The organism is Pseudomonas sp. WS 5051 (assembly GCF_012985715.1).
Taxonomy (GTDB): domain Bacteria; phylum Pseudomonadota; class Gammaproteobacteria; order Pseudomonadales; family Pseudomonadaceae; genus Aquipseudomonas; species Aquipseudomonas bubulae.
This window is the reverse complement of the sequence record NZ_JAAQWV010000007.1, coordinates 21,366-41,606: the sequence shown is the minus strand read 5'-3', so window position 1 is coordinate 41,606 and position 20,241 is coordinate 21,366. Positions and strand designations below refer to the sequence as shown.

The 20,241-nt window shown below is 59.2% G+C and carries 20 protein-coding genes; 8 read left to right on the top strand and 12 right to left on the bottom strand.

The features are described from left to right. Positions 1–22: 22 nt before the first annotated feature. A complete protein-coding gene (gene quiC, locus HBN79_RS13135) occupies positions 23–1,933 on the bottom strand; it encodes a 3-dehydroshikimate dehydratase QuiC (RefSeq protein ID WP_169916782.1) in 1,911 nt (636 codons plus the stop codon). A gap of 244 nt (positions 1,934–2,177) precedes the next feature. On the opposite strand from quiC, the gene HBN79_RS13130 reads away from it, so the two are divergent. Both HBN79_RS13130 and HBN79_RS13125 read left to right on the top strand, forming a co-directional pair. Next, positions 2,178–3,506, top strand: a complete 1,329-nt coding sequence (locus tag HBN79_RS13130) for an MFS transporter (RefSeq protein WP_094999385.1) — start codon at positions 2,178–2,180, stop codon at positions 3,504–3,506. A 23-nt stretch (positions 3,507–3,529) separates the two neighbouring features. Continuing rightward, complete coding sequence (locus tag HBN79_RS13125; RefSeq protein ID WP_094999386.1) at positions 3,530–4,414, top strand: DMT family transporter; 885 nt, start codon at positions 3,530–3,532, stop codon at positions 4,412–4,414. Positions 4,415–4,479: 65 nt separating this feature from the next. Here HBN79_RS13125 and pcaG read toward each other — a convergent pair whose 3' ends face one another. The 3 genes from pcaG to pcaQ form a co-directional block, all read right to left on the bottom strand. Beyond that, complete coding sequence (gene pcaG / locus HBN79_RS13120) at positions 4,480–5,085, bottom strand: protocatechuate 3,4-dioxygenase subunit alpha (protein ID WP_169916781.1); 606 nt, start codon at positions 5,083–5,085, stop codon at positions 4,480–4,482. 11 nt (positions 5,086–5,096) lie between these two features. Continuing rightward, positions 5,097–5,816, bottom strand: coding sequence for a protocatechuate 3,4-dioxygenase subunit beta (gene pcaH, locus HBN79_RS13115; RefSeq protein ID WP_016779340.1), 720 nt, complete (start codon positions 5,814–5,816; stop codon positions 5,097–5,099). A gap of 98 nt (positions 5,817–5,914) precedes the next feature. Continuing rightward, on the bottom strand, positions 5,915–6,844 hold the full coding sequence (gene pcaQ, locus HBN79_RS13110) for a pca operon transcription factor PcaQ (RefSeq protein WP_094999389.1): 930 nt from the start codon (positions 6,842–6,844) through the stop codon (positions 5,915–5,917). Positions 6,845–7,045: 201 nt separating this feature from the next. Here pcaQ and HBN79_RS13105 point away from each other — a divergent pair, with 201 nt between their 5' ends. Together HBN79_RS13105 and HBN79_RS13100 are read left to right on the top strand one after the other, a co-directional pair. Then, positions 7,046–7,939 (top strand): neutral zinc metallopeptidase, encoded by an 894-nt coding sequence (locus HBN79_RS13105; protein ID WP_094999390.1) that lies wholly within the window; start codon positions 7,046–7,048, stop codon positions 7,937–7,939. Further along, positions 7,940–8,926: a hypothetical protein gene (locus HBN79_RS13100; protein WP_095027000.1), complete on the top strand. Its 987-nt coding sequence runs from the start codon at positions 7,940–7,942 to the stop codon at positions 8,924–8,926. Positions 8,927–9,092: 166 nt separating this feature from the next. Here the strand turns inward: HBN79_RS13100 and HBN79_RS13095 are convergent, their stop codons facing one another. The 3 genes from HBN79_RS13095 to HBN79_RS13085 form a co-directional block, all read right to left on the bottom strand. Then, positions 9,093–9,683, bottom strand: coding sequence for an HAD family hydrolase (locus tag HBN79_RS13095; RefSeq protein ID WP_095018403.1), 591 nt, complete (start codon positions 9,681–9,683; stop codon positions 9,093–9,095). After that, positions 9,680–10,549: an acyl-CoA thioesterase II gene (tesB, locus tag HBN79_RS13090; RefSeq protein WP_094999393.1), complete on the bottom strand. Its 870-nt coding sequence runs from the start codon at positions 10,547–10,549 to the stop codon at positions 9,680–9,682. Before tesB ends, HBN79_RS13095 begins: the two co-directional genes overlap by 4 nt. Before the next feature lie 85 nt (positions 10,550–10,634). Further along, on the bottom strand, positions 10,635–11,204 hold the full coding sequence (locus tag HBN79_RS13085; protein ID WP_095018405.1) for a GNAT family N-acetyltransferase: 570 nt from the start codon (positions 11,202–11,204) through the stop codon (positions 10,635–10,637). Positions 11,205–11,295: 91 nt separating this feature from the next. Between HBN79_RS13085 and HBN79_RS13080 the strand changes: the two genes are divergently transcribed. Further along, a complete protein-coding gene (locus tag HBN79_RS13080; RefSeq protein WP_095018406.1) occupies positions 11,296–12,216 on the top strand; it encodes a histone deacetylase in 921 nt (306 codons plus the stop codon). 223 nt (positions 12,217–12,439) lie between these two features. Next, a complete protein-coding gene (locus HBN79_RS13075) occupies positions 12,440–13,681 on the top strand; it encodes a TIGR03862 family flavoprotein (protein ID WP_095023440.1) in 1,242 nt (413 codons plus the stop codon). 86 nt (positions 13,682–13,767) lie between these two features. On the opposite strand, the gene HBN79_RS13070 is transcribed toward HBN79_RS13075, so the two are convergent. The 5 genes from HBN79_RS13070 to HBN79_RS13050 form a co-directional block, all read right to left on the bottom strand. Then, positions 13,768–15,105, bottom strand: a complete 1,338-nt coding sequence (locus tag HBN79_RS13070; protein ID WP_094999397.1) for a DEAD/DEAH box helicase — start codon at positions 15,103–15,105, stop codon at positions 13,768–13,770. Positions 15,106–15,172: 67 nt separating this feature from the next. Then, a complete protein-coding gene (gene yedA, locus HBN79_RS13065) occupies positions 15,173–16,063 on the bottom strand; it encodes a drug/metabolite exporter YedA (protein WP_094999398.1) in 891 nt (296 codons plus the stop codon). 143 nt (positions 16,064–16,206) lie between these two features. After that, on the bottom strand, positions 16,207–16,818 hold the full coding sequence (locus HBN79_RS13060) for a 3'-5' exonuclease (RefSeq protein ID WP_095018408.1): 612 nt from the start codon (positions 16,816–16,818) through the stop codon (positions 16,207–16,209). Positions 16,819–16,846: 28 nt separating this feature from the next. Beyond that, positions 16,847–17,323, bottom strand: a complete 477-nt coding sequence (locus HBN79_RS13055) for an NYN domain-containing protein (protein ID WP_094999400.1) — start codon at positions 17,321–17,323, stop codon at positions 16,847–16,849. A gap of 124 nt (positions 17,324–17,447) precedes the next feature. Continuing rightward, a complete protein-coding gene (locus HBN79_RS13050) occupies positions 17,448–18,116 on the bottom strand; it encodes a DUF2076 domain-containing protein (RefSeq protein WP_095031773.1) in 669 nt (222 codons plus the stop codon). Positions 18,117–18,291: 175 nt separating this feature from the next. Here HBN79_RS13050 and HBN79_RS13045 point away from each other — a divergent pair, with 175 nt between their 5' ends. Further along, positions 18,292–18,951: a YciC family protein gene (locus tag HBN79_RS13045; RefSeq protein ID WP_095018409.1), complete on the top strand. Its 660-nt coding sequence runs from the start codon at positions 18,292–18,294 to the stop codon at positions 18,949–18,951. A 91-nt stretch (positions 18,952–19,042) separates the two neighbouring features. Further along, positions 19,043–20,125, top strand: a complete 1,083-nt coding sequence (locus tag HBN79_RS13040) for an endonuclease/exonuclease/phosphatase family protein (RefSeq protein ID WP_095018410.1) — start codon at positions 19,043–19,045, stop codon at positions 20,123–20,125. Positions 20,126–20,241: the final 116 nt, after the last annotated feature.

Here is a 20,241-nt window from a genome sequence, read left to right as displayed (position 1 = left end):
CCGCCCCATGAAGGAAGTCGCCCTACAACTTTGCCTGACGCACCGCACCACTGCGTGACTTGGCCATCGCCGCCAGGCGCACCGCAACGTTCGCCGCGCCATACCCGGCATAGCCATTTTTGCGTTGCAGCAGCTCGAAGAAAAACCGCCCTTCAAACGCCTCGGTGTACACATGAAACAGCTCGCCACCCTGGGCATCGCGGTCATACAGCACGTTGAAATAAGCCAGTTTGCTCAGGAATTCGTCATCGAAATCGAAGCGTGCAGCCAGGTCGTCGTAATAATTGAGCGGGATATCCAGCAGCGGCACGCCTGCGGCTTTGGCGCGGCTGACTTCGGCGAACAGGTCGTCACACTCAAAGGCGATATGGTGCACACCCGAGCCGCGATAACTCGACAGAGCATGTGAGATGGCGGTGTTTCTGTTCTCGGAGATATTCAGCGGCAAGCGAATCGAGCTGCAACGACTACGCAGCGCGCGGCTCTTTACCAGACCATAGGGGTCGGGGAGCACCACTTCGTCATCGGCTTCGAAATCCAGCAGGCTCTTATAGAACAGTACCCAGCTGTCGAGGCTGTCGGCGGGTAATGCCATCGCCATATGATCGATGCGTTTAAGGCCGCCCTGGGGTGATGGGGCTGACGTGAGGTTGAAGTCAGATTCATACAACGGCTTGCCGGTAGCGTCTTTGTCCACCAGATAAATCAGGCTGCCATCGGGCGCACGCACTGCCGCCAGCTCCAGTTCGTTAGGGCCGACCAGCCCGCGATAAGGCTGCCCCTTGTAAGCCACGGCACGGGCCAGTGCGCTGGCACTGTCTTGCACCCGAATGGCAGTGGCACATAAAGACGGACCGTGGGCCTCAAAAAAGTTATGGGCAAAAGAATAGGGTTCGGCGTTGAGGATCAGGTTGATATCACCCTGGCGCAGCAAGCTCACATTTTTTGAGCGGTGCTGCCCGGCCTTGCTGAAACCCAGGCGCTCGAGCCAGTGGGTCAGTTGCGCGCCCTGGCTTTCATCCACGGCAAATTCGAGAAACTCGATGCCGTCGTACGGGCTGGCGACTGGCGGGGCGAACAATGGCTCCAGGGTAGCGACCGGGGGATTTTGCAGGGCAAGCCGCTCGCTGGTTTTCTCTTCCAGATACAGCAAAGAACGCAAGCCATCGGCCGCATTGGCGCGGGGCGGAGCGGCGCGAAAACCGTCGTTGAAGATCTCCAGCGACAGCGGCCCGGTGTAGCCACTTTGTATGATCGGTGCCAGGAAGCCTGGCAGATCGAACTCGCCCTGCCCCGGGAAACAGCGGAAATGACGGCTCCACTCCAGCACATCCATCGCCAGAATCGGGGCGTCTGCCATCTGTACAAAGAAGATTTTGTCACCGGGAATCTGCGCAATGCCACTCGGGTCACCCTTGAGGGACAGGGTGTGGAAGCTGTCGAGCAATACGCCGAGGTTGGGGTGATCGACCTCGCGCACCAGGTCCCAGACCTGTTGCCAGGTGTTGACATGACGGCCCCACGCCAGGGCTTCGTAACCAATGCGCAGATTGCGCGCCCCGGCGCGCTCGGCGAGCAGGCTCAGGTCATCGAGCAGAATCTGCCGGTCACCCACCGAATCCGTTGCGGCATTGCTGCACACCAGCACCAGATCGGTGCCCAGCTCCTGCATCAGGTCAAACTTGCGTTCGGCGCGGTCGAGGTTGCGGGCCAAACGGTCGCGGCGGCAGCCTTCAAAATCACGAAACGGCTGAAACAGGCTTATTTCCAACCCCAGATCGGTACATATCTGACGCACCTCTCGGGGGCTGCCGTCATAATACAGCAGGTCGTTTTCAAAAATTTCGACCCCGTCAAAACCTGCCGCCGCAATGGCATCGAGCTTCTCCGGCAAGGTGCCGCTCAAGGAAACCGTGGCGATCGAACGCTTCATTTATAACTCCCAGGATTGGCGCAGCCTGCAGGCGACGGCATTTCTTAATGGCTTGATTATTAAGGGCGCCCTATTATTGAGCAACCAATCTGTACCAACCGGTTAGTTTTGCGTGCGATTATCGAACAATATGGCCTATCTTGAATTGACGACTTTTTGTCCACTCGCCACCATCAAGCCCGTACTCCTTGCGTCACTTGTTGTGCAACACCACATAAAAATTCCAAGAAACGGGTAAACATCCATGGTCCCTTCTCCGACTGCACGCACCACTTCTGCCCATGCTCCAAACGCAGGAATCGGTGACAAGATTCGCGGCACCCTGGCGACTGGCAAAACCCGTTGGGGCATGCTCGCACTGGTGTTTTTCGCCACCACCCTCAACTTTATCGACCGTGCTGCCCTGGGCGTAATGCAACCGATCTTGGCCAAGGAGATGAGCTGGACGGCGATGGATTACGCCAACATCAACTTCTGGTTTCAGGTGGGCTACGCCATCGGCTTCGTGCTGCAAGGCCGACTGATCGACCGTGTCGGGGTCAAGCGCGTGTTCTTCTGCGCCGTGTTGCTGTGGAGCCTGGCCACCGGCGCCCATGGCCTGGCCACTTCGGCGGTGGGCTTTATGATCTGCCGCTTTATTTTAGGCATCACTGAAGCCGCCAATTACCCGGCCTGCGTAAAAACCACGCGCCTGTGGTTCCCGGCCAGCGAGCGCGCCGTGGCCAGCGGCATCTTCAACGCCGGCACCAACGTAGGCGCCATGTTCACGCCGATGATGTTGCCGCTGGTACTGCATGTGTGGGGCTGGCAGGCGGCCTTTTTGTGCATGGCAGCCTTGGGCGGTATCTGGCTGATCTTCTGGGGTTTGAAGTACTACAACCCGGAAGAGCACCCGACCGTCACCAAGGCCGAGCTGGACTACATCCAACAAGAGAAAGAGCCTGAGCAAACCACCGTCTCGTTCGGCACCATCCTCAAGATGCGCGGTACCTGGGCCTTCGCCTTGTCCTACGCCATGACGGCACCGGTGTTCTGGTTCTACCTGTACTGGCTGCCGCCGTTCCTGAACCAGCAATACAACCTGGGCATCAGCGTGACGCAAATGGGCATCCCGCTGATCATCATCTACATCACTGCCGATTTCGGCAGTGTGGGCGGCGGGATCCTGTCATCGGTTCTGATCAAACGCGGCATGGCGGCAGTCAAGGCGCGCCTGGTGTCGATGCTGTTGTGTGCCATCAGCATCATCGGCGTGGTGATGGCCGCAGGCTCCAGCCAGCTGTGGGTCGCAGTGGGCGCCATTGCCCTGGCCCTGGGTGCGCACCAGGCCTGGACGGCCAACGTGTGGAGCATGGTGATGGACTACACACCTAAGCACATGATGGGCACCGTGTTCGGCTTTGGCGGCATGTGCGCTGCGATCGGCGGGATGTTTATGACCCAGTTCGTGGGCTATGTGCTGACGGTCACCAACAATAATTACACCTTGCTGTTCACCATGATTCCAGCGATGTACTTCATTGCGTTAGTGTGGATGTACTTCATGGCACCGCGAAAAATCCCGCAGGTTTAGCGCATAGAACACCGAGGTATTCGATGACATTACCCACACCCCTTTCGGGGGTGAACCAACCCTTGAAGGGCATCTTGCTGATTGTGACGGCCACAGCGCTGTTCTCCAGCCATGATGCGCTGTCCAAGTACCTCAGTGGTTTTTACCCGGTGGTGATGGTGGTGTGGGCACGTTACCTGGTGCATACCGTATTGATGGCAGGGATCTTTCTGCCGCAGTCGGGGTTGCGTGTACTGCGCAGCAAACGGCCTTTGCTTCAGGTGTTGCGGGCTATCTGCCTGCTGGGTTCGGGCCTGTTCTTCACCTATGGCTTGCTGTTTATCCCGCTGGCTGAAAATACCGCGGTCAACTTTCTGGCACCGCTGCTGGTGGCGGCCTTGTCCGGGCCGCTGCTGGGCGAGACGGTCACGCGGGGGCAATGGTTGGCGGTGGTGTGCGGCTTTATCGGCGTGGTCATCATCATCCACCCGGGTGGCGAACTGTTTACCCCAGCGGTGTTACTGCCGATGGCGGCGGCGTTGTGCTTTAGCTGCTATCAAATCCTCACGCGCAAACTCAGCGCGTACGACAGCCCTACCACCAGCAACTTTTTTGCCGGGCTGTTCAATGTGCTGGTGATGAGTGCGCTGGTGCCTTTTTTCTGGCAAACGCCAACCCTGACCCACGGCCTGCAAATGCTGGCTTTGGGCAGCCTGGGCATGACTGCGCACTTGCTGCTGACCCAATCGTTTCGCGTTGCTGCACCGGCATTGCTGGCGCCATTCAGTTACTGCCAGATCGTATTCTCGGGGATATTGGGCTGGTTGCTATTTGACCACACACCAGATCTGGCCAGCCGGGTCGGTATTGCGATTATCTGTGCCAGCGGGTTGGCGGCGGCGTGGCAGCAGCGGCGCAGCCGCACATAATTCCCGTAGCAGCTGCCGAAGGAACGAGGCAGCTGCTACAGATTTTGCATTTGCCTCATATCCTTTTAAAAGTCGAAGAACACCGTCTCGCCTTCGCCCTGAATGCGGATGTCAAACCGATAGGCCGTTTTGCCATTTACTTCGCAACGCTGGGCGATCAGGGTTTCACGCCGTTGCGGCTGTTCGATCAGGTTAAGCACCGGGCACTTGGCATTGGCTTCTGGCTCATCGCTAAAGTACAGCCGCGTCTGCAAATGGATGTTGATACCCCGGGCAAACAGCGACACGTTGATATGCGGCGCCATCGGCACGCCAGCTGCGTTGTTCACCACGCCCGGCTTGATGGTATTGAGTGTCCACTCACCCGCATCGAAGGTGGTGGCGGTGCGACCAAAGCTGTTGAAGGCTTTTTCCGAGTCGAAGTTTTTGTCATAGACCCCTTTATGGTCGGCTTGCCAAAGCTCCAGAAAAGAGTCGCGCACCAGGTGGCCATTACCGTCATAAACGTTGCCAAACAGCACAATATGCTCGCCCGCAGCATCGGGTCTGGCCATTTCGCTCCAGATTTCCTCTGGACGCGACGGGTTGCCGGCCGCAGCCAGCGCCAGGCCGATATGCACGTAGGGACCAGCAGTTTGCGATGGGGTTTCCGGTAGCAGTTCGATAGGCATGACGGGGCTCCTCAGCAGTTTTCGAAGTGAGTCTGGCGCTGACCGCGCAGCACAATGTCAAAACGATAGGCCAGACAATCCATCGGATTGGCCGCGCCCATGTCCAACCGGGCAATCAGGCTCTGCACGGCATCGGCGTTGGTAATCGATTTGACGATCGGGCACATGGGGATCATCGGATCACCTTCGAAGTACAGCTGGGTAATCAGGCGCGTGGCAATCGAGGGGCCACTGATGGAAACGTGGATATGCGCCGGGCGCCAGTCGTTTGGCCCGTTGCGCCACGGGTAGGGCCCTGGCTTGACAGTGCGAAAGCTGTAATAACCTTCACTGTCGGTCAAGGTGCGGCCTACGCCGCCGAAGTTTGGGTCCAGCGGCGCCAGGTAGCGGTCGTTCTTGTGACGATACCGACCGCCTGCGTTGGCCTGCCAGATTTCCACCAAGGTATGAGGAATCGGCTTGCCATATTGATCGCGCACGCGACCTGCCAGGATGATCCGCTCGCCTATCGGCAAACCGCCATTATTGAAATTCAGCAGCAAGTCGTTGTCGAACTTGCCGAACTTAAGGTGGGAAAAGTCAGGCCCGCTGGTCTCACTCACCGATTGCGGGATGCTCACCAGCGCCTGACGCGGGGAACGGGCAATGGAAGTCTTGTAGTCAGGGGTCAGAGCTTTGGGGTGCCAGTTGCGGTCACGGATGATAAAGCGCCGGCTGTCTGCATCAGACATGTCGATCTCCTGTTGTTTTTATAAAGGCTGGGCGCCAGTTTTAACCAACAGGGGCGTAACGACTATTGAAAAGGCCAGGCCTATCCATAACCAAATGGTTATGGATAAATGCCTTCGCCGTAAGCTTGGCCCAATTCACGCAAAACCTCGACACACCCTTGCGCTGCCACCGACATCGGCACATGGGCGTTGCTGCAAATACCGATCGAACCGCCCGGCTCACGCTGGCCCAGGTCGATTTCTTGCAGCTCGCCACTGGCCAGGTCCAGGCGCACGGCATCCAGCGGGGCGATCCACACCGCATCGTTGCGCAGCACATAACGCCGGCTGAGGGTGATCGACAGGGTTTCCAGGCGCTGGCGGGACTGGCTGATGCCGCACTGCACAAACAGGCTGTCGGCAAAGGTGCGAATGGTGGTGTTGGCCAATGGCAAAACCAGCGGGTAATTTTCCAGCTGGCTGCGGTCCAGCGGTCCCCGGATCAAGGGGTGATCTGCGCGCACCACCAGGGTCATGGATTCGCTGTAGAGATGCTCAAAATTCATACCCTGAATTTCCGGGCTATCGGTCATGCGCCCCACTACCAAATCGACATCGCCTACCCGTAACTGCGATAACAGATAGGCGCTGGGCCCGGTCACGACGCTCACCACCAGCGACGAATGCCTGGCGTGCAGGCGCTGCACCAACTCGGGTATCAGCAGGCTTTCTACCGTCGACAACACCCCCAGACGCACCGTACCGCCCACGTATTCGCCACCCCGCAGAGCATTCACACCTTCACGCAAGGCCTGCACCGAAGGTGTCGCATAACGCAGAAAGGCCACCCCGGCCTCGGTCAGGGTGACCCCGCTTTTACTGCGTACAAACAGGCTGACCGTCAGTAACTCCTCAAGCTCCTTGAGGGTTTTTGACATCGCCGGCTGGCTTACCGCCAGCACATCCGCCGCCCGCGCCAGGCTGCCCTGGCGCGCCATCTCCAAAAAGCATACGAGGTGGCGGTACTTGATACGGGTATCGATATTCACAGGGCTAACAACTCCGGGGCGGGGATTGGCGTGGCGTATTCAACCACTTCAGCCCGATGCCCGGAACTGTATTAAGGCGTTCAGGTCTTTTTAGCGCAATGCCATACTCGCCCCCCACCCAAGAAACGTCTGACAGCCGGGCTGGCATTGTCCCGACTCAGCAACAACACTTGAACACACGATTTATCAGAGGACTCCCCCATGCTTTGGAAAAAAGGTCGACGTAGCGATAATGTCGAAGACGTACGCGATCAAGGCACCGGTGGTGGTGGCGGGATGCGGTTTGGCGGCGGCAAAGGTCTGAGTTTGATGGCCGTGGTGGTGATTGTTGGCATCGGTTTGTTGACCGGGCAGGACCCCATGCAGATCCTCGGACAGTTAAGCGGCCAGCTCACCGAACAGTCTTCGCCTCAGGTCACCCAGCCAGCCGGTCGCGCACCGGCGGCCAATGACGAGCAGGCCGATTTTGTACGGGCGATTCTGGGTGACACAGAGGACACCTGGCGCCAAGTGTTTCAGCAAGCCGGACGCAGCTATAAAGACCCGACCCTGGTGCTGTTTCGCGGTCAGATCAATTCGGCCTGCGGCTTTGCAACAGCTGCCAGCGGGCCGTTTTATTGCCCGGCCGACCAGAAGGTCTATCTGGATATGAGTTTCTTCCAGGAAATGGCCCAACGCTTCAAGGCTGCTGGCGATTTTGCCCAGGCTTATGTGATCGCTCACGAAGTTGGCCATCATGTGCAGACCTTGCTGGGTGTGTCGTCGAAAATGCAGATGGCCCGTCAACAAGGCAAGCGTATGGAAGGCGATGGTGGCTTGCTGGTGCGCCAGGAGTTGCAGGCCGACTGTCTGGCCGGGGTGTGGGCCAACCTTGCGCAAAAACGTCACAATTGGCTGGAAGCAGGCGATATAGAATCGGCCTTGAACGCCGCCAATGCCATTGGCGATGATCGCTTGCAGCAGCAAAGCCAGGGCCGTGTGATGCCGGACTCTTTTACCCACGGCACATCGGCACAACGGGTGAAGTGGTTCAAGACCGGTTTTGCCCAAGGCAATATCAACCAGTGCGATACCTTCTCGGCAGCGAGGCTTTAAATGGGAATACGCTCTATCGCTTCATTAATGGGCCTGATGCTGGCCTGCTCTGTGGTTCAAGCAGCCGAGCACGGAGTTAAAGAACTCAGCCCCGAACATCTCAAGATCGGCCCCGGCGAGTTGAGTGTCGGGGTGAGTCAGGACTGGAAACAGCCACTGCCTCAGGTGCAACGCGCACTGATCGTGATTCATGGTCGTCTGCGCAACGCCCAGACGTATTTACACAGCGCCGAGCAAGCCGCGACGCAGGCCGGGCAGCTGTCCACAACCCTGGTCATTGCACCGCAGTTTCTCAATGAAAGCGATGGCTCGCGCCATACCTTGCCCGACAATGTGCTGCGCTGGCATGCCAATGACTGGATGGCCGGTGCCCCTGCTGTGAGCCCACAGGCACTGAGTTCCTACGCGGCACTGGATCAGATCCTTGAGCGTCTTGATGACCGCAAGCGCTTCCCGGCCTTGCGCGAGGTGGTGATTGCCGGGCACTCCGGCGGCGCCCAAGTGGTGCAGCGCTATGCCCTGACCACCCAGGCCGACAAGGCCTTGCAGGCAGACGGGATCAAGGTGCGCTATGTAGTGGCCAACCCGTCTTCTTATGCCTACTTCAATGCACAGCGACCGATTCCGACCTTTGATGCTGCAAACTGCCCGGGCTTCAATACCTGGAAATACGGGCTCAAGGATCTGCCAGCCTACGCAGATGGGCAAAAACACCGACAGTTGGAACAGGCCTATATAGAGCGCGACATTACCTATCTGCTAGGCGCCAAGGACATCGACCCCAACCACCCGGCGCTTGATAAAGGCTGCGAAGCCGAGGCCCAGGGGGCGTTCAGGCTGGTAAGGGGCAAGAACTACTTTGAGTATTTGACCCAGCGCCATCCACAAGGGCTCAATCAACGGTTGATTGAAGTGCCCGGGGTGGGGCACAACGGCGATCAGATGTTTACCTCGCCTGAAGGTCAGAAGGCGTTGTTTGGCGAGTAAGAGCACCCTGTGTAGCAGCTGCCGAAGGAACGAGGCTGCGTTCGATTGCAAAGCGATCGTGAAGTCTGAGTGCACGGTTTAACTGACTCTCCGCGCTGCCTGGATTTACGACGGCGTCGCCGTCGAACGCAGCCTCGTTCCTTCGGCAGCTGCTACGCGTATTTCGTTAACCGAGCAACCGGCGCAGCGCGTAGCAGTCTTTGGCATGCCAGTCGGTCAGTTCCGGCCACGGGTTTTCAGGAACATTGACCAGTACGGTTTTGCTGCCTGCCGCGCGACCACACGCCAGGTCAAAGTAGTAATCCCCCACCATTACCATGTTCGCCGCTGCAACATCCCATGCCCGCGCCAGTTGCAGCAGGCCGTCCGGGTCGGGTTTGTGCGCCGCGTTGTCCCGGCCCAGTACATCCTCGGGCGCAAAGCATTCGCCCAGGCCAATGGCCTTGAGGGTGATATGCGCCAGTTCCTGGGCATTTCGGGTCAGTATCCCCAGACGACAGCCACGAGCCGCCAGGTCGCGCACCAGCTCAACCGCGCCCGGCGCGGCGGTGGAGGCCTGTGCCAGCTCGCGTTCATGCTCCAGCAGCCAGGCGTGTTTGGCCGCCGCCACCTCGGTGGGCAGGCCGTTGAGATGAGTGAGGATATCGGCATCCGCCGGGATCTCCAGCTCACGGCGGATCAGGGCAAAGTCATGCACGGCAACAGTCAGGGTGCCGTCCATGTCGAAAACCCAGTGTTTGACGTCCTTGAGTGTCATGCCCAGTCCTTGCGATGGCGGATCAACCCTTCCTGCGTGACCGAAGCCACCAGTTGGCCAGCGCGGTTGTAGACACTGCCACGGGAGAATCCACGGGAATTGCCCGCCCATGGGCTGTCCATGGCGTAGAGCAACCAGTCATCGGCACGCAGGTCGGCGTGGAACCACAGTGCGTGATCAAGGCTGGCGACCTGCATATCGTTTTGCCATACCCCTTTGCCATGGGGCAGCAAGGACGTGGTCAACAAGCCGAAGTCCGAGGCGTAGGCCAGCAGGTACTTATGCAGCGCCGGGGTATCGGGCAAGGTGCCGTCGGCGCGAAACCACACATACTTGATCGGATCCGTGACCTTGGGGTTGAACGGGTCTTCTCCTACCACCGGGCGGAACTCGATAGGCTTGGCGCACAGCAGTTTTTCCCGCATCGACTCGGGGATCAGGTGCGCACGCAGGCGCATCATGTCCAGTTCCGAGGGCAGATTCTCAGGGCCCACAACGTCGGGCATAGTCGTCTGATGTTCAAAACCGCCTTCGTCGTACTGAAACGAGGCGCTGCTGGTAAAAATCGGCTGGCCCTTCTGGATCGCGGTCACCCGGCGCGTGCTGAAGCTGCCGCCGTCCCGCACGCGATCAACCTGATACACCACGGGCAAACCGGCATCACCAGGGCGCAGGAAATAGCCGTGCATGGAATGCACATGGCGGGCGTCTTCAACCGTCTGGCTCATGGCCGACAGCGATTGACCGAGCACCTGACCACCGAACAACTGGCGAAAGCCCAAGTCCTGACTGCTGCCGCGAAAGAGGTTCTCTTCGATCGGTTCCAGGGTCAGCAAATTGACCAGATCATCCAACACTTGGCTCATTCAGATTCTCCTCACACAGAGCATTACCGTCGTAATCTTCGTTACGCAGGTCAAAATTTTCGGCTTGCGCCGCTAAACACACCGCCTAGCCGTGCAGGGTTTCCAGCCACTGTGCCCGCGTGATCCGGTACAGCACATGGGGTCTGAGCGGGTCGCCTGCGGGCAGCAAGGGGTGTTCAAAATCACCGTCGACATCGTGCTGCATGCCAATCGCCTGCATGACTTTTTGCGAGGGCAGGTTCAGCTCGCTGGTAAACGACACCACCTGGTCCAGGGCCAGACGATCAAAGGCGCAGCGCAACACGGCCCAGGCAGCCTCACTGGCGTAACCCAGGCCCCAGTGTTCGGGAGCCAGACGCCAGGCGATTTCTACGGCAGGGGTAAACGGCGCCTCGAACGACACATTCATCAGCCCGGTAAAGCCGATAAAGGCACCGGTGTCCTTGCGCTCCAATGCCCATACCCCGTAGCCATATTCGGCAAAGTGACCACGAACCCGGCCAATCAGCGCGGCGCTTTCAAGGCGGCTCAGGGGCGCCGGAAAATAGCGCATCACCTGAGGGTCGGCGCACATGGCAGCGAACTCGGGCAAGTCTGTGTCACGCCAGGGGCGCAAGTGCAAACGGGCACTTTCGAGCTCTTTGATCTGCTCCATCCGTCCTCTCCGATTTGTTACCGGGCTTTACATATGATGAGAGTGTACAGCGCTGGTAATATCCAGCGCTCGTTACGACGCGAAAATCCCTATGCCAGTGCCGCTGATTTACCACGATGACTACAGCCCGCAGTTCCCAGCGGAGCATCGTTTTCCTATGGATAAGTTCCGCCTGTTACGCGATCACCTGGTCGACTCAGGGCTGACCCTTGATGCAGAGCTGCTGCGTCCCGAATTATGCCCTGTGGATATCCTCGCCCTGGCCCATGACCGCAGCTATATCGAGCGCTATATGGCAGGCGAGCTGGCCCGCGAAGATCAACGCCGCCTGGGCCTGCCCTGGAGCGAGGCACTGGCGCGACGTACCGTTCGCGCCGTGGGCGGATCTCTGCTGGCCGCCGAGCAGGCGCTTGAGCACGGCCTGGCCTGCCATCTGGCGGGCGGCACTCATCACGCGCACTACGATCACCCGGCGGGTTTTTGCATCTTCAACGATCTGGCGATCATCAGCCGCTATATGCTGGAAAGCGGCCGGGTAAACCGCGTACTGATTTTTGACTGCGATGTGCATCAGGGCGACGGTACTGCGCGAATTCTTGAACATACGCCGGATGCCATTACCGTTTCCCTGCACTGCGAAAAAAACTTTCCGGCACGCAAGGCGCAAAGCGACTGGGACATCGGCCTGCCTATGGGTATGGGCGATGCTGAATATTTGCAAGTGGTGGACGAGGCGCTCAATTACCTGCTGCCGTTGTATCAACCGGATCTGGTGCTGTATGACGCCGGGGTCGATGTGCATAAAGACGACGCCCTGGGCTATTTGAAGCTCACCGATGAAGGTGTGGCGGCCCGTGACGAGAGCGTGATGCGCCACTGCCTGGGTCGCGACATACCGGTGGTCGGGGTGATTGGCGGCGGATACAGCAAGGATCGCAAGGCCCTGGCGCGCCGCCACGGGATATTGCATCACAGTGCACAGAAGGTCTGGCTGTCATCAGGTTGTCACTGAGGTGTGATTTTACCCACAATGCCTGTGGAACTGCCTGTGGATAACCTGAGTGAAAGCGCCTGCAGGGCACAGAGAACATGGCCTCCAGAAGGCTGTATGTTTTTCGTACAGCCATCGCTATCTCTGTAGCAGCTGCCGAGGGACGAAGGCTGCTGCTACAGGGGATCTGCTCCGCCCAGTCAGGTAGAATGCCCGGCCTATTTCGCCGATTTGCAGCCCTGCCATGACTGAACCCTCCACACTCCCTTCCCGTCACGTCGCCATTATTGGCGGTGGCCCCGCCGGTTTGATGGCCGCCGAAGTGTTGAGTCAGGCTGGGGTGAAGGTCGATCTCTACGATGGCATGCCGTCGGTGGGCCGCAAGTTTCTGCTGGCCGGGGTCGGCGGCATGAATATCACCCATTCCGAAGCCTACCCGGCCTTCCTGTCGCGCTACGCCGAACGCGCACCGCAGATGGCACCGTTGCTGCGCGCCTTCGATGCCGATGGGTTGTGCCAGTGGATTCATGAGTTGGGGATCGAAACCTTTGTCGGCAGTTCCGGCCGGGTGTTCCCCACCGATATGAAAGCCGCGCCGCTGCTGCGCGCATGGCTCAAGCGCCTGCGCGAGTCCGGTGTAGTTATCCACACCCGCCACCGCTGGCTGGGTTGGCAGGCCGATGGCCAGTTGCTGGTGGACAGTCCCGAAGGCCAAAAGCAGCTCAACCCCGACGCGGTGCTGCTGGCCTTGGGCGGTGGCAGTTGGGCGCGACTGGGCTCGGACGGTGCCTGGATGCCCTTGCTGGCTGAGCGCGGCGTTGACCTGGCCCCCTTGCAGCCGAGCAATTGCGGGTTTGATGTGGCGGGCTGGAGCGAGGTGCTGCGCAGCAAGTTCGCCGGCGCCCCGCTGAAAAACATCGCCATTGCCCTGGAACACAGCACGCCGCGCCTGGGCGAATGCGTGATTACCGCCACAGGCATTGAAGGCAGCTTGATTTACGCCTGGTCGGCGCCGATTCGTGAAGCGATCAATCAACAGGGTGAAGCGACGATCCTGATCGACCTGCTGCCGGGCAAGCCTGTGGATAAAATCCAGGCAGCCTTGGCCAAACCCCGCGGCTCACGCTCGATGAGCAAGCATTTGCACAGCCAGCTGGGGATTGATGGGGTAAAAGCGGCGCTGTTGCGCGAGCTGGCGCCTGCAGAATGCTTCAATGACCCGGCGCAACTGGCTCAGGCCATCAAGGCGCTACCGTTGAAGCTGATAAAAGCCCGCCCCTTGGACGAAGCCATCAGCAGCGCCGGTGGCGTGCGGTTCGAGGCTGTGGATGAAAATCTGATGCTCAGGCAATTACCCGGCGTGTTCTGTGCAGGCGAGATGCTGGATTGGGAAGCACCCACCGGCGGCTACCTGCTCACGGGCTGTTTTGCCAGTGGTCGTGCCGCAGGGTTAGGGGTATTAAGCTGGTTGAAGGCTAAACGCTGACCGTCCCTGTGGGAGCGAGCCTGCTCGCGAAGGCCGTTCGCGAGCAGGCTCGCTCCCACAGTTGGAGTTTTTAGCCTCGACCGGGCTTACGGCTTGCGCTTGCGCGGGCCGGTGTTGAATACAGGCACTTTGCGCACCGGCTTTACCGATGGCTCGGCGGGTGCTGCTTCGCCGCTATCCACCCATTTGCCCAGATTGCGCTTGCCGCCACCGCCCGAGGTTTTAGGTTTTTTCGGCTTCTTCGGCTTTTTGATCACCTGCCCCGAAGCATCAGTTTCAGGCACTCGGTGCTCAGGCTCGAAATCCTGCTCTTCGTGGCGTGGCAACGTCTGACGGGTCAACATCTCGATCGCCGACAGCATGTTCACTTCATCAGCACAGACCAGGGAAATGGCCTCGCCTTTCTGACCGGCACGACCGGTACGGCCAATGCGATGGATGTAGTCTTCGGCCACGATGGGCAGGTCGAAGTTGACCACCAGCGGCAGGTCTTCGATGTCCAGACCACGGGCAGCCACATCGGTAGCCACCAGGATCTGCACTTCGCTGGCCTTGAAGCGGTCCAGCGCCCGTTGGCGCGTGGCCTGTGGCTTGTCGCCATGAATACCGTCAGCGTTGATCCCCAGACCTTGCAGCTTGCCTACCAATTCATCGACACCGTTGCGGGTCTTGGCGAACACCAGGACCTGCTTCCAGTGCTGGGTGCGCAACAAGTGCAAAAACAGCTCGGCCTTGCGCTTTTTGTCGACCGGGATGACCCACTGCTTGACGCTGCTGGCCGCCACGTTGCGCGGGCTGACTTCGATGCTCAGCGGGTTGTCGAGCATCTGCTCGGCCAACAGGCGGATCGCGTCAGAAAAGGTCGCCGAGAACAGCAGGGTCTGACGCTTTTTCGGCAAGGCGCGGTAGATATCACGCAGCTCTTCGGAGAAGCCCAGGTCGAGCATGCGGTCAGCTTCGTCGAGGATCAGGGTTTGCAGCTGGTTGAACTTGATCGCTTTCTGGCGATAGAGGTCCAGCAGACGGCCCGGTGTGGCCACCAGTACATCAACGCCTTTGCGCATTTTCATCATTTGCGGGTTGATGCTGACACCGCCGTACACCGCGTAGGTGCTCAACGGCAGGTGTTCGGCGTACTGGCGAATGCTTTCGTGAACCTGTTCGGCCAGTTCGCGGGTCGGCACCAGCACCAGTGCACGCACCGAGTTGCTGGCCACTTTCGGGCCTTCCATGGTCAGCGACTGCAGCAACGGTAAAGCGAAACCGCCAGTTTTGCCGGTACCGGTCTGGGCCGCAGCCATCAGGTCGCGACCAGCCAGTACTGCGGGAATCGCTTGGGCCTGAACCGGGGTTGGGGTCTTGTAGCCGAGCGTCTCAAGGGCGCGCAGCAGGGGTTCGATCAGGCCAAGGGTGGCGAATGTCATGGGGATACCGTCGAAAAAGGTCAGCGCGTGGGTGCATAAGTTGCAATGGCGCGCAGTTTACCCTAATTCAGGCCGGTTTCTGCTTGCGCCACTGTGGCAAACCGATCAACACCACCGCACTGATGATGACCGCCATGGCCAGGCACTCCTCAAAACCGATGCTCTCGCCGGCAAAGGCAATCCCCAGCATGACCGCCACCGCCGGATTGACGTAGGCATAGCTGGTGGCCGCCGCCGGACGCACATTCTTAAGCAGGTACATATAGGCGCTGAAGGCGATGATCGAGCCGAAGAACACCAGATACAGCAGCGCACCCCAGCCTGCAGCGGTGGGCATTTGAGTCATGCGCTCGCCACTGAGCAGGCTGCCCGCCAGCAATACGGCACCGGCGGTGAGCATTTCCGCAGCGCTGGCCATTGGCCCGGCTGGCAGTGGCAAGTGGCGGCTCCACACCGAACCAAAGGCCCAGGCCGCGGCGGCAAAGATCACCATCGCCGCGCCCATAGGACTGGCCTGCAGGTTGGAGCCCAGGTTGAGCATACCGATGCCGATCAGCCCCAGGACAATCCCGGCCCATTCCAGGCGGGTGTTGCGGTTGCCCCAGAAGTAACCAAACAGCAGGGTGAACAGGGGCACGGTGGCTACGGCCAGGGCGGCGACGCCGGAAGCTACGCCCGAGTGTTCGGCCAGGGTCACACCGCCGTTGCCGCACGCCAGCAACAGAAAGCCGATCATGGCTGCCGAACGCCATTGCACGGCAGTGGGTGCGGGGGCACCGCGCCAGCGCATAAAGCCATACATCAGGCTGCCCGCAATCAGGAAGCGCACACCAGCCATCATCAACGGCGGCCAGGACTCAATACCGATGCGGATAGCCAGATAAGTCGAGCCCCAAATGATGTACAAGGCAAAAAAAGCACCGATCAGTTGTAGCGGAAAACGACGTGCGGCAGGCATGAAGGCAGCTCAAGGGCAGAGGCAGGGGACTGGAGAGTTTAGACAGGGCGCCGGGAAATAATAAGTAACAGAACGCACCAAAAGGGGCCGTACACTTTTCGATGGAGATCAAATAGCCCTCTCCCAAAGGGAGAGGGTCGCTTTTAAAACCCGCGATACCGCTTGAGATGCTCATTGATCTTCGCCGCCGGGACTTTCTGCAAGCTGCACAACAGGTCGTGGTTCAATTCACGTAACCCGTGCTTCTGGCGCAGTTGCTCAGCCAGGTGAGCCGTCAAGTTGGCCGCCATTTCCGCATCGGCCATGGCCCGGTGAGCTTTGCCGGTGTGGGGCAAGTCGGCAAAGGTGGTCAGCGTGCCCAGCTTGTGGTTAGGCGCCGCAGGCATCAGGCGACGCGCCAGCAACAATGAACAGGCGAAGTTCTGTAAACGGGTGCGCTTGATGCGGCCCATTTCAAAATCCCAGAATTTTTGGTCAAACGCAGCATTGTGCGCCAGCAACGGGGTAATGCCGACGAACTCGTTGACCTCGTTCATCACCTGCTCAGCCGACGGCGCGGTGCGCAACATGGCGTTGCTGATGCCGGTCAACTGCTCGATAAACCCAGGCACCCGCACACCGGCATTCATCAGGCTTTGATAACGCTCGACAATGCGACCGCGCTCAAGAATCACCACGGCAATTTCAGTGGCCCGGCAGGTGCTGCTCGGGGAGATGCCGGTGGTCTCAAAGTCAATTACCGCGATGCGTTCCAAACCTGGTCAATCCTGTAAAAAATAAGGGTTACTTAAGCAGCAAATTGCCTTCAATCGGCACATAGCGGCTGGCAGCGCGAATCAATGAATTGGCCGTCAGACCGGGCACACCGTAGGCCACGGTTTCAACCCCATGCTTGCTGGCAATACGCTCCAGGAGCAGGTCGAAATCACCGTCACCCGAGGCCAGTACCACTTCGTCGACATTGGCTGCCGAGTCCATGATATCGATGGTAATGCCCACATCCCAGTCGCCCTTGGCCGAGCCATCGCTGCGCTGGATATAGGGTTTGAGTTTTACGATAAAACCGAGGTTGCGCAGGATCTGCTGAAACTGCTGCTGCTTGCTGTCACCCCGGTCAATCGCATAGGCATAGGCTTCGACAATTTCACCGCGCTTGCTGATATCAGCCCACAGGGCGGCGTAATTGAAATGGCAGCCATAGGCCTGGCGAACCGTGTAATAAAGGTTCTGCACATCCGCGAAGACCGCAATTTTTTTCACCGGCAAACCTCATGGCGCCCGGGCAGCGGGCACGCGACTGAAAAACAAGGCTGCAGTATGCCAGCCTGCCGGGGGTTTGCGCGGATAAACCGCCCGGCGTGCAATAAGGCACCGGGCGATGGACTCAAACGTAGGAGTCGTCGTCAGAAAAGAAGCCGTCATCGTCCAGGCCGACGTCTTCAATTCCCGAGCCGCTATTGGCGTATTGCTGGTTGCCGCTGCCCCAGCCAGCGTCGCTGACAGAGCCTGGTTGCTCGATGATTTCCTCGACAATCTGTGGCTGCTGATTGTGGTGGAACAGGTTACTGATGCCTTGCGCCAGCATCACGCCGCCCGCCACACCCGCTGCCGTTTTCAGGGCTCCGCCCAAAAAGCCGCTGCCCAATGCTGGGGCCGGCGCCGCTGCTGCTGGTTGAGGGGCCACGACAGGAGCCGCTGCCGGGCCATCACGCCAGCCCCCGGTGCCCGACGTTGGGCCGGGCGTGGGGGCCGATACCCGATCGCCACCGCCAAAGAGTCCCGACAAAAAGCTCCCACCGGATGGCGCAGGTGCCGCAGCAGCCTTCGCCTGAGCCAGTTCTGCCTGCAATTGCTTGTTCTGCTGGTCGAGTTGTTTAAGTGCGGCTTCTTGCACCAGCAGTGCCTGAGCCATGTAGTACGTTGCCCCAGGCTGACGCGCCAGATGTTCATTGATCCGCGTCTGGGCCTGGGCATCGCGCGGGGCTGATCCTGCCTCGGCCTGCTGCAACCGTGTAAACAACCCGTCAATCAGGCTTTGCTCTTCGCTGTTCATGACAACCTCTTTCGATTGCAGATAGAAACCTGCCCCTTGCATTACGCAGAAGCTCAAACGCGTTATTGGGGCACTACAACCCGTTTCAACAGCATCAGGCCTGCGTGAACTTTTGTTCATCTTGGCGTCTCATCGGTTAAAGTGACGCACCGCTCTTGACTGCTGACAACTGCCAATGAATCCGCTGACTGTTCTTCGCGACTCCCTGTACTTCTTCCAGCGCAATCTGAGCCAGATCGTAACGCTGTGCCTGCCGCTGGTCATCCTTGAAGCTGTGCTGCAGCACATTGTCGACAACGCCGCAGGCCCGGATGCATCGCCCGGTTATGGCCTGGTTGTCGGACTGCTGCTGTACCCTCTGTACACCGCCGCCCTGATCCTGTTTCTCGATGCCCGCAGCCAGGGCGAAAGCCCGCGCAACCGCGACCTGCTGGCCTCGGCGGTTAATCTTTGGCCCAAATTCGCCCTGCTCTCGGCAATCAGCACGCTGCTGATCGTGCTGGGGCTGTCGATGTTTTTTATTCCGGGCATTTTCCTCACCGTGGTACTGGCCTTCTCCGAGTACCGACTGGTATTGCGTGGTGATGCTCCGCTGGCGGCCATGAAGTCGAGCTTCACCCTGACCCGCGGGCATTTCTGGCGGATTTTCGTTTGCATACTGGCCGTACTGGGCCCGCTGATGTTGCTCAAGGAATTCAGTTACACCCTGTTTTCCAAGGACGACAACACACTGCTAACGCTGGCACTCGATAGCGCCAACAGCTTCTTGCAGTTGTTTGTTTCCGTCGTACTGTTTCGTTTATTTATGTTGATCAGCGAAAAGTCAGAACTATAAAAACAGAAATTTCCTACACAAAGAACCTTGGAAGGCCGCACTGCCGTCGGGTATGTTCGAGCCTTCCCTGTAACGTTATTAAGTCGAGCTCATGTCACGTTTATTACGCCGCACCGCATCAGGTTTGCTGCTGATCTCAGCGCTGCTGGCATGTCTGGTTTATAGCGTTACATGGCGGCCCGGTGCCCGCGAGGTGCTGCCCCTGACGTGCCCCGGCACCGCCCCGGTGCTGGTACCAGGCCAGGCGCTCAAGGTAATGACGTGGAACATCCAGTACCTGGCCGGCAAGCGCTATGTGTTCTGGTACAACCTGGCTGACGGCAGCGGCCCTGACACCCGCCCCACCCGGGAAGACATGGCTTTCAGCCTTGATGAGGTAGCGCGGGTCATACGTGACGAACGCCCGGATCTCGTGCTGTTGCAGGAAGTCGATGACAACGCCAAGGCCAGCGATTACCAGAACCAGCTGGCCCTGCTGCAAGAACGCCTGATCGACCTTTACCCCTGCAGCACCCAGGCCTTTACCTGGAAGGCCGACTTTGTGCCCGACTGGCATATTTTCGGCAGTGTCGGGCGCTCTCTGGTCACCCTCAGCCGCTTCCAGATCGAACACGCAGAACGTCTGCAATTGCCCCTGGCCGATACCAACTTTCTCAGCCGTCAATTCCAGCCCAGGCCCGCGCTGCTGGTCAACTACCTGCCGCTCAATGATGGCGGGCAACTGGCAGCAATCAATACACAACTGGATGCGCCCTCCGCCAACAACAGCAACCTGCGCCTGCAAATGCAGACTGTCGCCGAACTGGCCGACAAGCTGGAAGGCCAGGGCACGCCGTGGTTGATCGGCGGGGACTTCAACCTGCTGCCCATCGGCCAGTACTTGCGCCTGCCCGAGCCATTGCGCCAGGGCTACTCGCAAGACAGCGAGTTGCACCTGCTCTGGGAAAAGTACCCGATGATCCCCAGCAACCCTGAAGCTACCGGCATCGACCGCGAACTGTGGCTGACCCACTTTCCCAATCTCCCCGACGCGGACGAGCCCGACCGTACGCTCGACTACCTCTTCCACAGCCCCAAGCTGCAGCGCATCGAAGGCTATGTGCGCCAGGAAGACACCCAGACCATCTCCGACCACCTGCCGGTGCTGGCCCGATTGCTGCTGCCTGCAGACTGACCCTGTGGGAGCGAGCCTGCTCGCGAATACAGTCTTCGCGAGCAGGCTCGCTCCCACAGTTGAAACCCAATCAGACGGTTCCCTCCCTCGCTCAGTTTAGCCGCGCCGATTGTTTT

Bases quoted from the DNA above. Each gene is read 5' to 3' on its own strand.
- HBN79_RS13095 (WP_095018403.1), bottom strand. From the start codon at position 9,683: ATGACACTCAAGGACGTCAAACACTGGGTTTTCGACATGGACGGCACC.
- tesB (WP_094999393.1), bottom strand. From the start codon at position 10,549: ATGAGCCAAGTGTTGGATGATCTGGTCAATTTGCTGACCCTGGAACCG.
- HBN79_RS13100 (WP_095027000.1), top strand. From the start codon at position 7,940: ATGGGAATACGCTCTATCGCTTCATTAATGGGCCTGATGCTGGCCTGC.
- HBN79_RS13105 (WP_094999390.1), top strand. From the start codon at position 7,046: ATGCTTTGGAAAAAAGGTCGACGTAGCGATAATGTCGAAGACGTACGC.
- HBN79_RS13130 (WP_094999385.1), top strand. From the start codon at position 2,178: ATGGTCCCTTCTCCGACTGCACGCACCACTTCTGCCCATGCTCCAAAC.
- quiC (WP_169916782.1), bottom strand. From the start codon at position 1,933: ATGAAGCGTTCGATCGCCACGGTTTCCTTGAGCGGCACCTTGCCGGAG.
- HBN79_RS13080 (WP_095018406.1), top strand. From the start codon at position 11,296: ATGCCAGTGCCGCTGATTTACCACGATGACTACAGCCCGCAGTTCCCA.
- yedA (WP_094999398.1), bottom strand. From the start codon at position 16,063: ATGCCTGCCGCACGTCGTTTTCCGCTACAACTGATCGGTGCTTTTTTT.
- HBN79_RS13040 (WP_095018410.1), top strand. From the start codon at position 19,043: ATGTCACGTTTATTACGCCGCACCGCATCAGGTTTGCTGCTGATCTCA.
- pcaG (WP_169916781.1), bottom strand. From the start codon at position 5,085: ATGCCTATCGAACTGCTACCGGAAACCCCATCGCAAACTGCTGGTCCC.
- HBN79_RS13085 (WP_095018405.1), bottom strand. From the start codon at position 11,204: ATGGAGCAGATCAAAGAGCTCGAAAGTGCCCGTTTGCACTTGCGCCCC.
- HBN79_RS13075 (WP_095023440.1), top strand. From the start codon at position 12,440: ATGACTGAACCCTCCACACTCCCTTCCCGTCACGTCGCCATTATTGGC.
- HBN79_RS13050 (WP_095031773.1), bottom strand. From the start codon at position 18,116: ATGAACAGCGAAGAGCAAAGCCTGATTGACGGGTTGTTTACACGGTTG.
- pcaH (WP_016779340.1), bottom strand. From the start codon at position 5,816: ATGTCTGATGCAGACAGCCGGCGCTTTATCATCCGTGACCGCAACTGG.
- HBN79_RS13045 (WP_095018409.1), top strand. From the start codon at position 18,292: ATGAATCCGCTGACTGTTCTTCGCGACTCCCTGTACTTCTTCCAGCGC.
- HBN79_RS13125 (WP_094999386.1), top strand. From the start codon at position 3,530: ATGACATTACCCACACCCCTTTCGGGGGTGAACCAACCCTTGAAGGGC.
- HBN79_RS13070 (WP_094999397.1), bottom strand. From the start codon at position 15,105: ATGACATTCGCCACCCTTGGCCTGATCGAACCCCTGCTGCGCGCCCTT.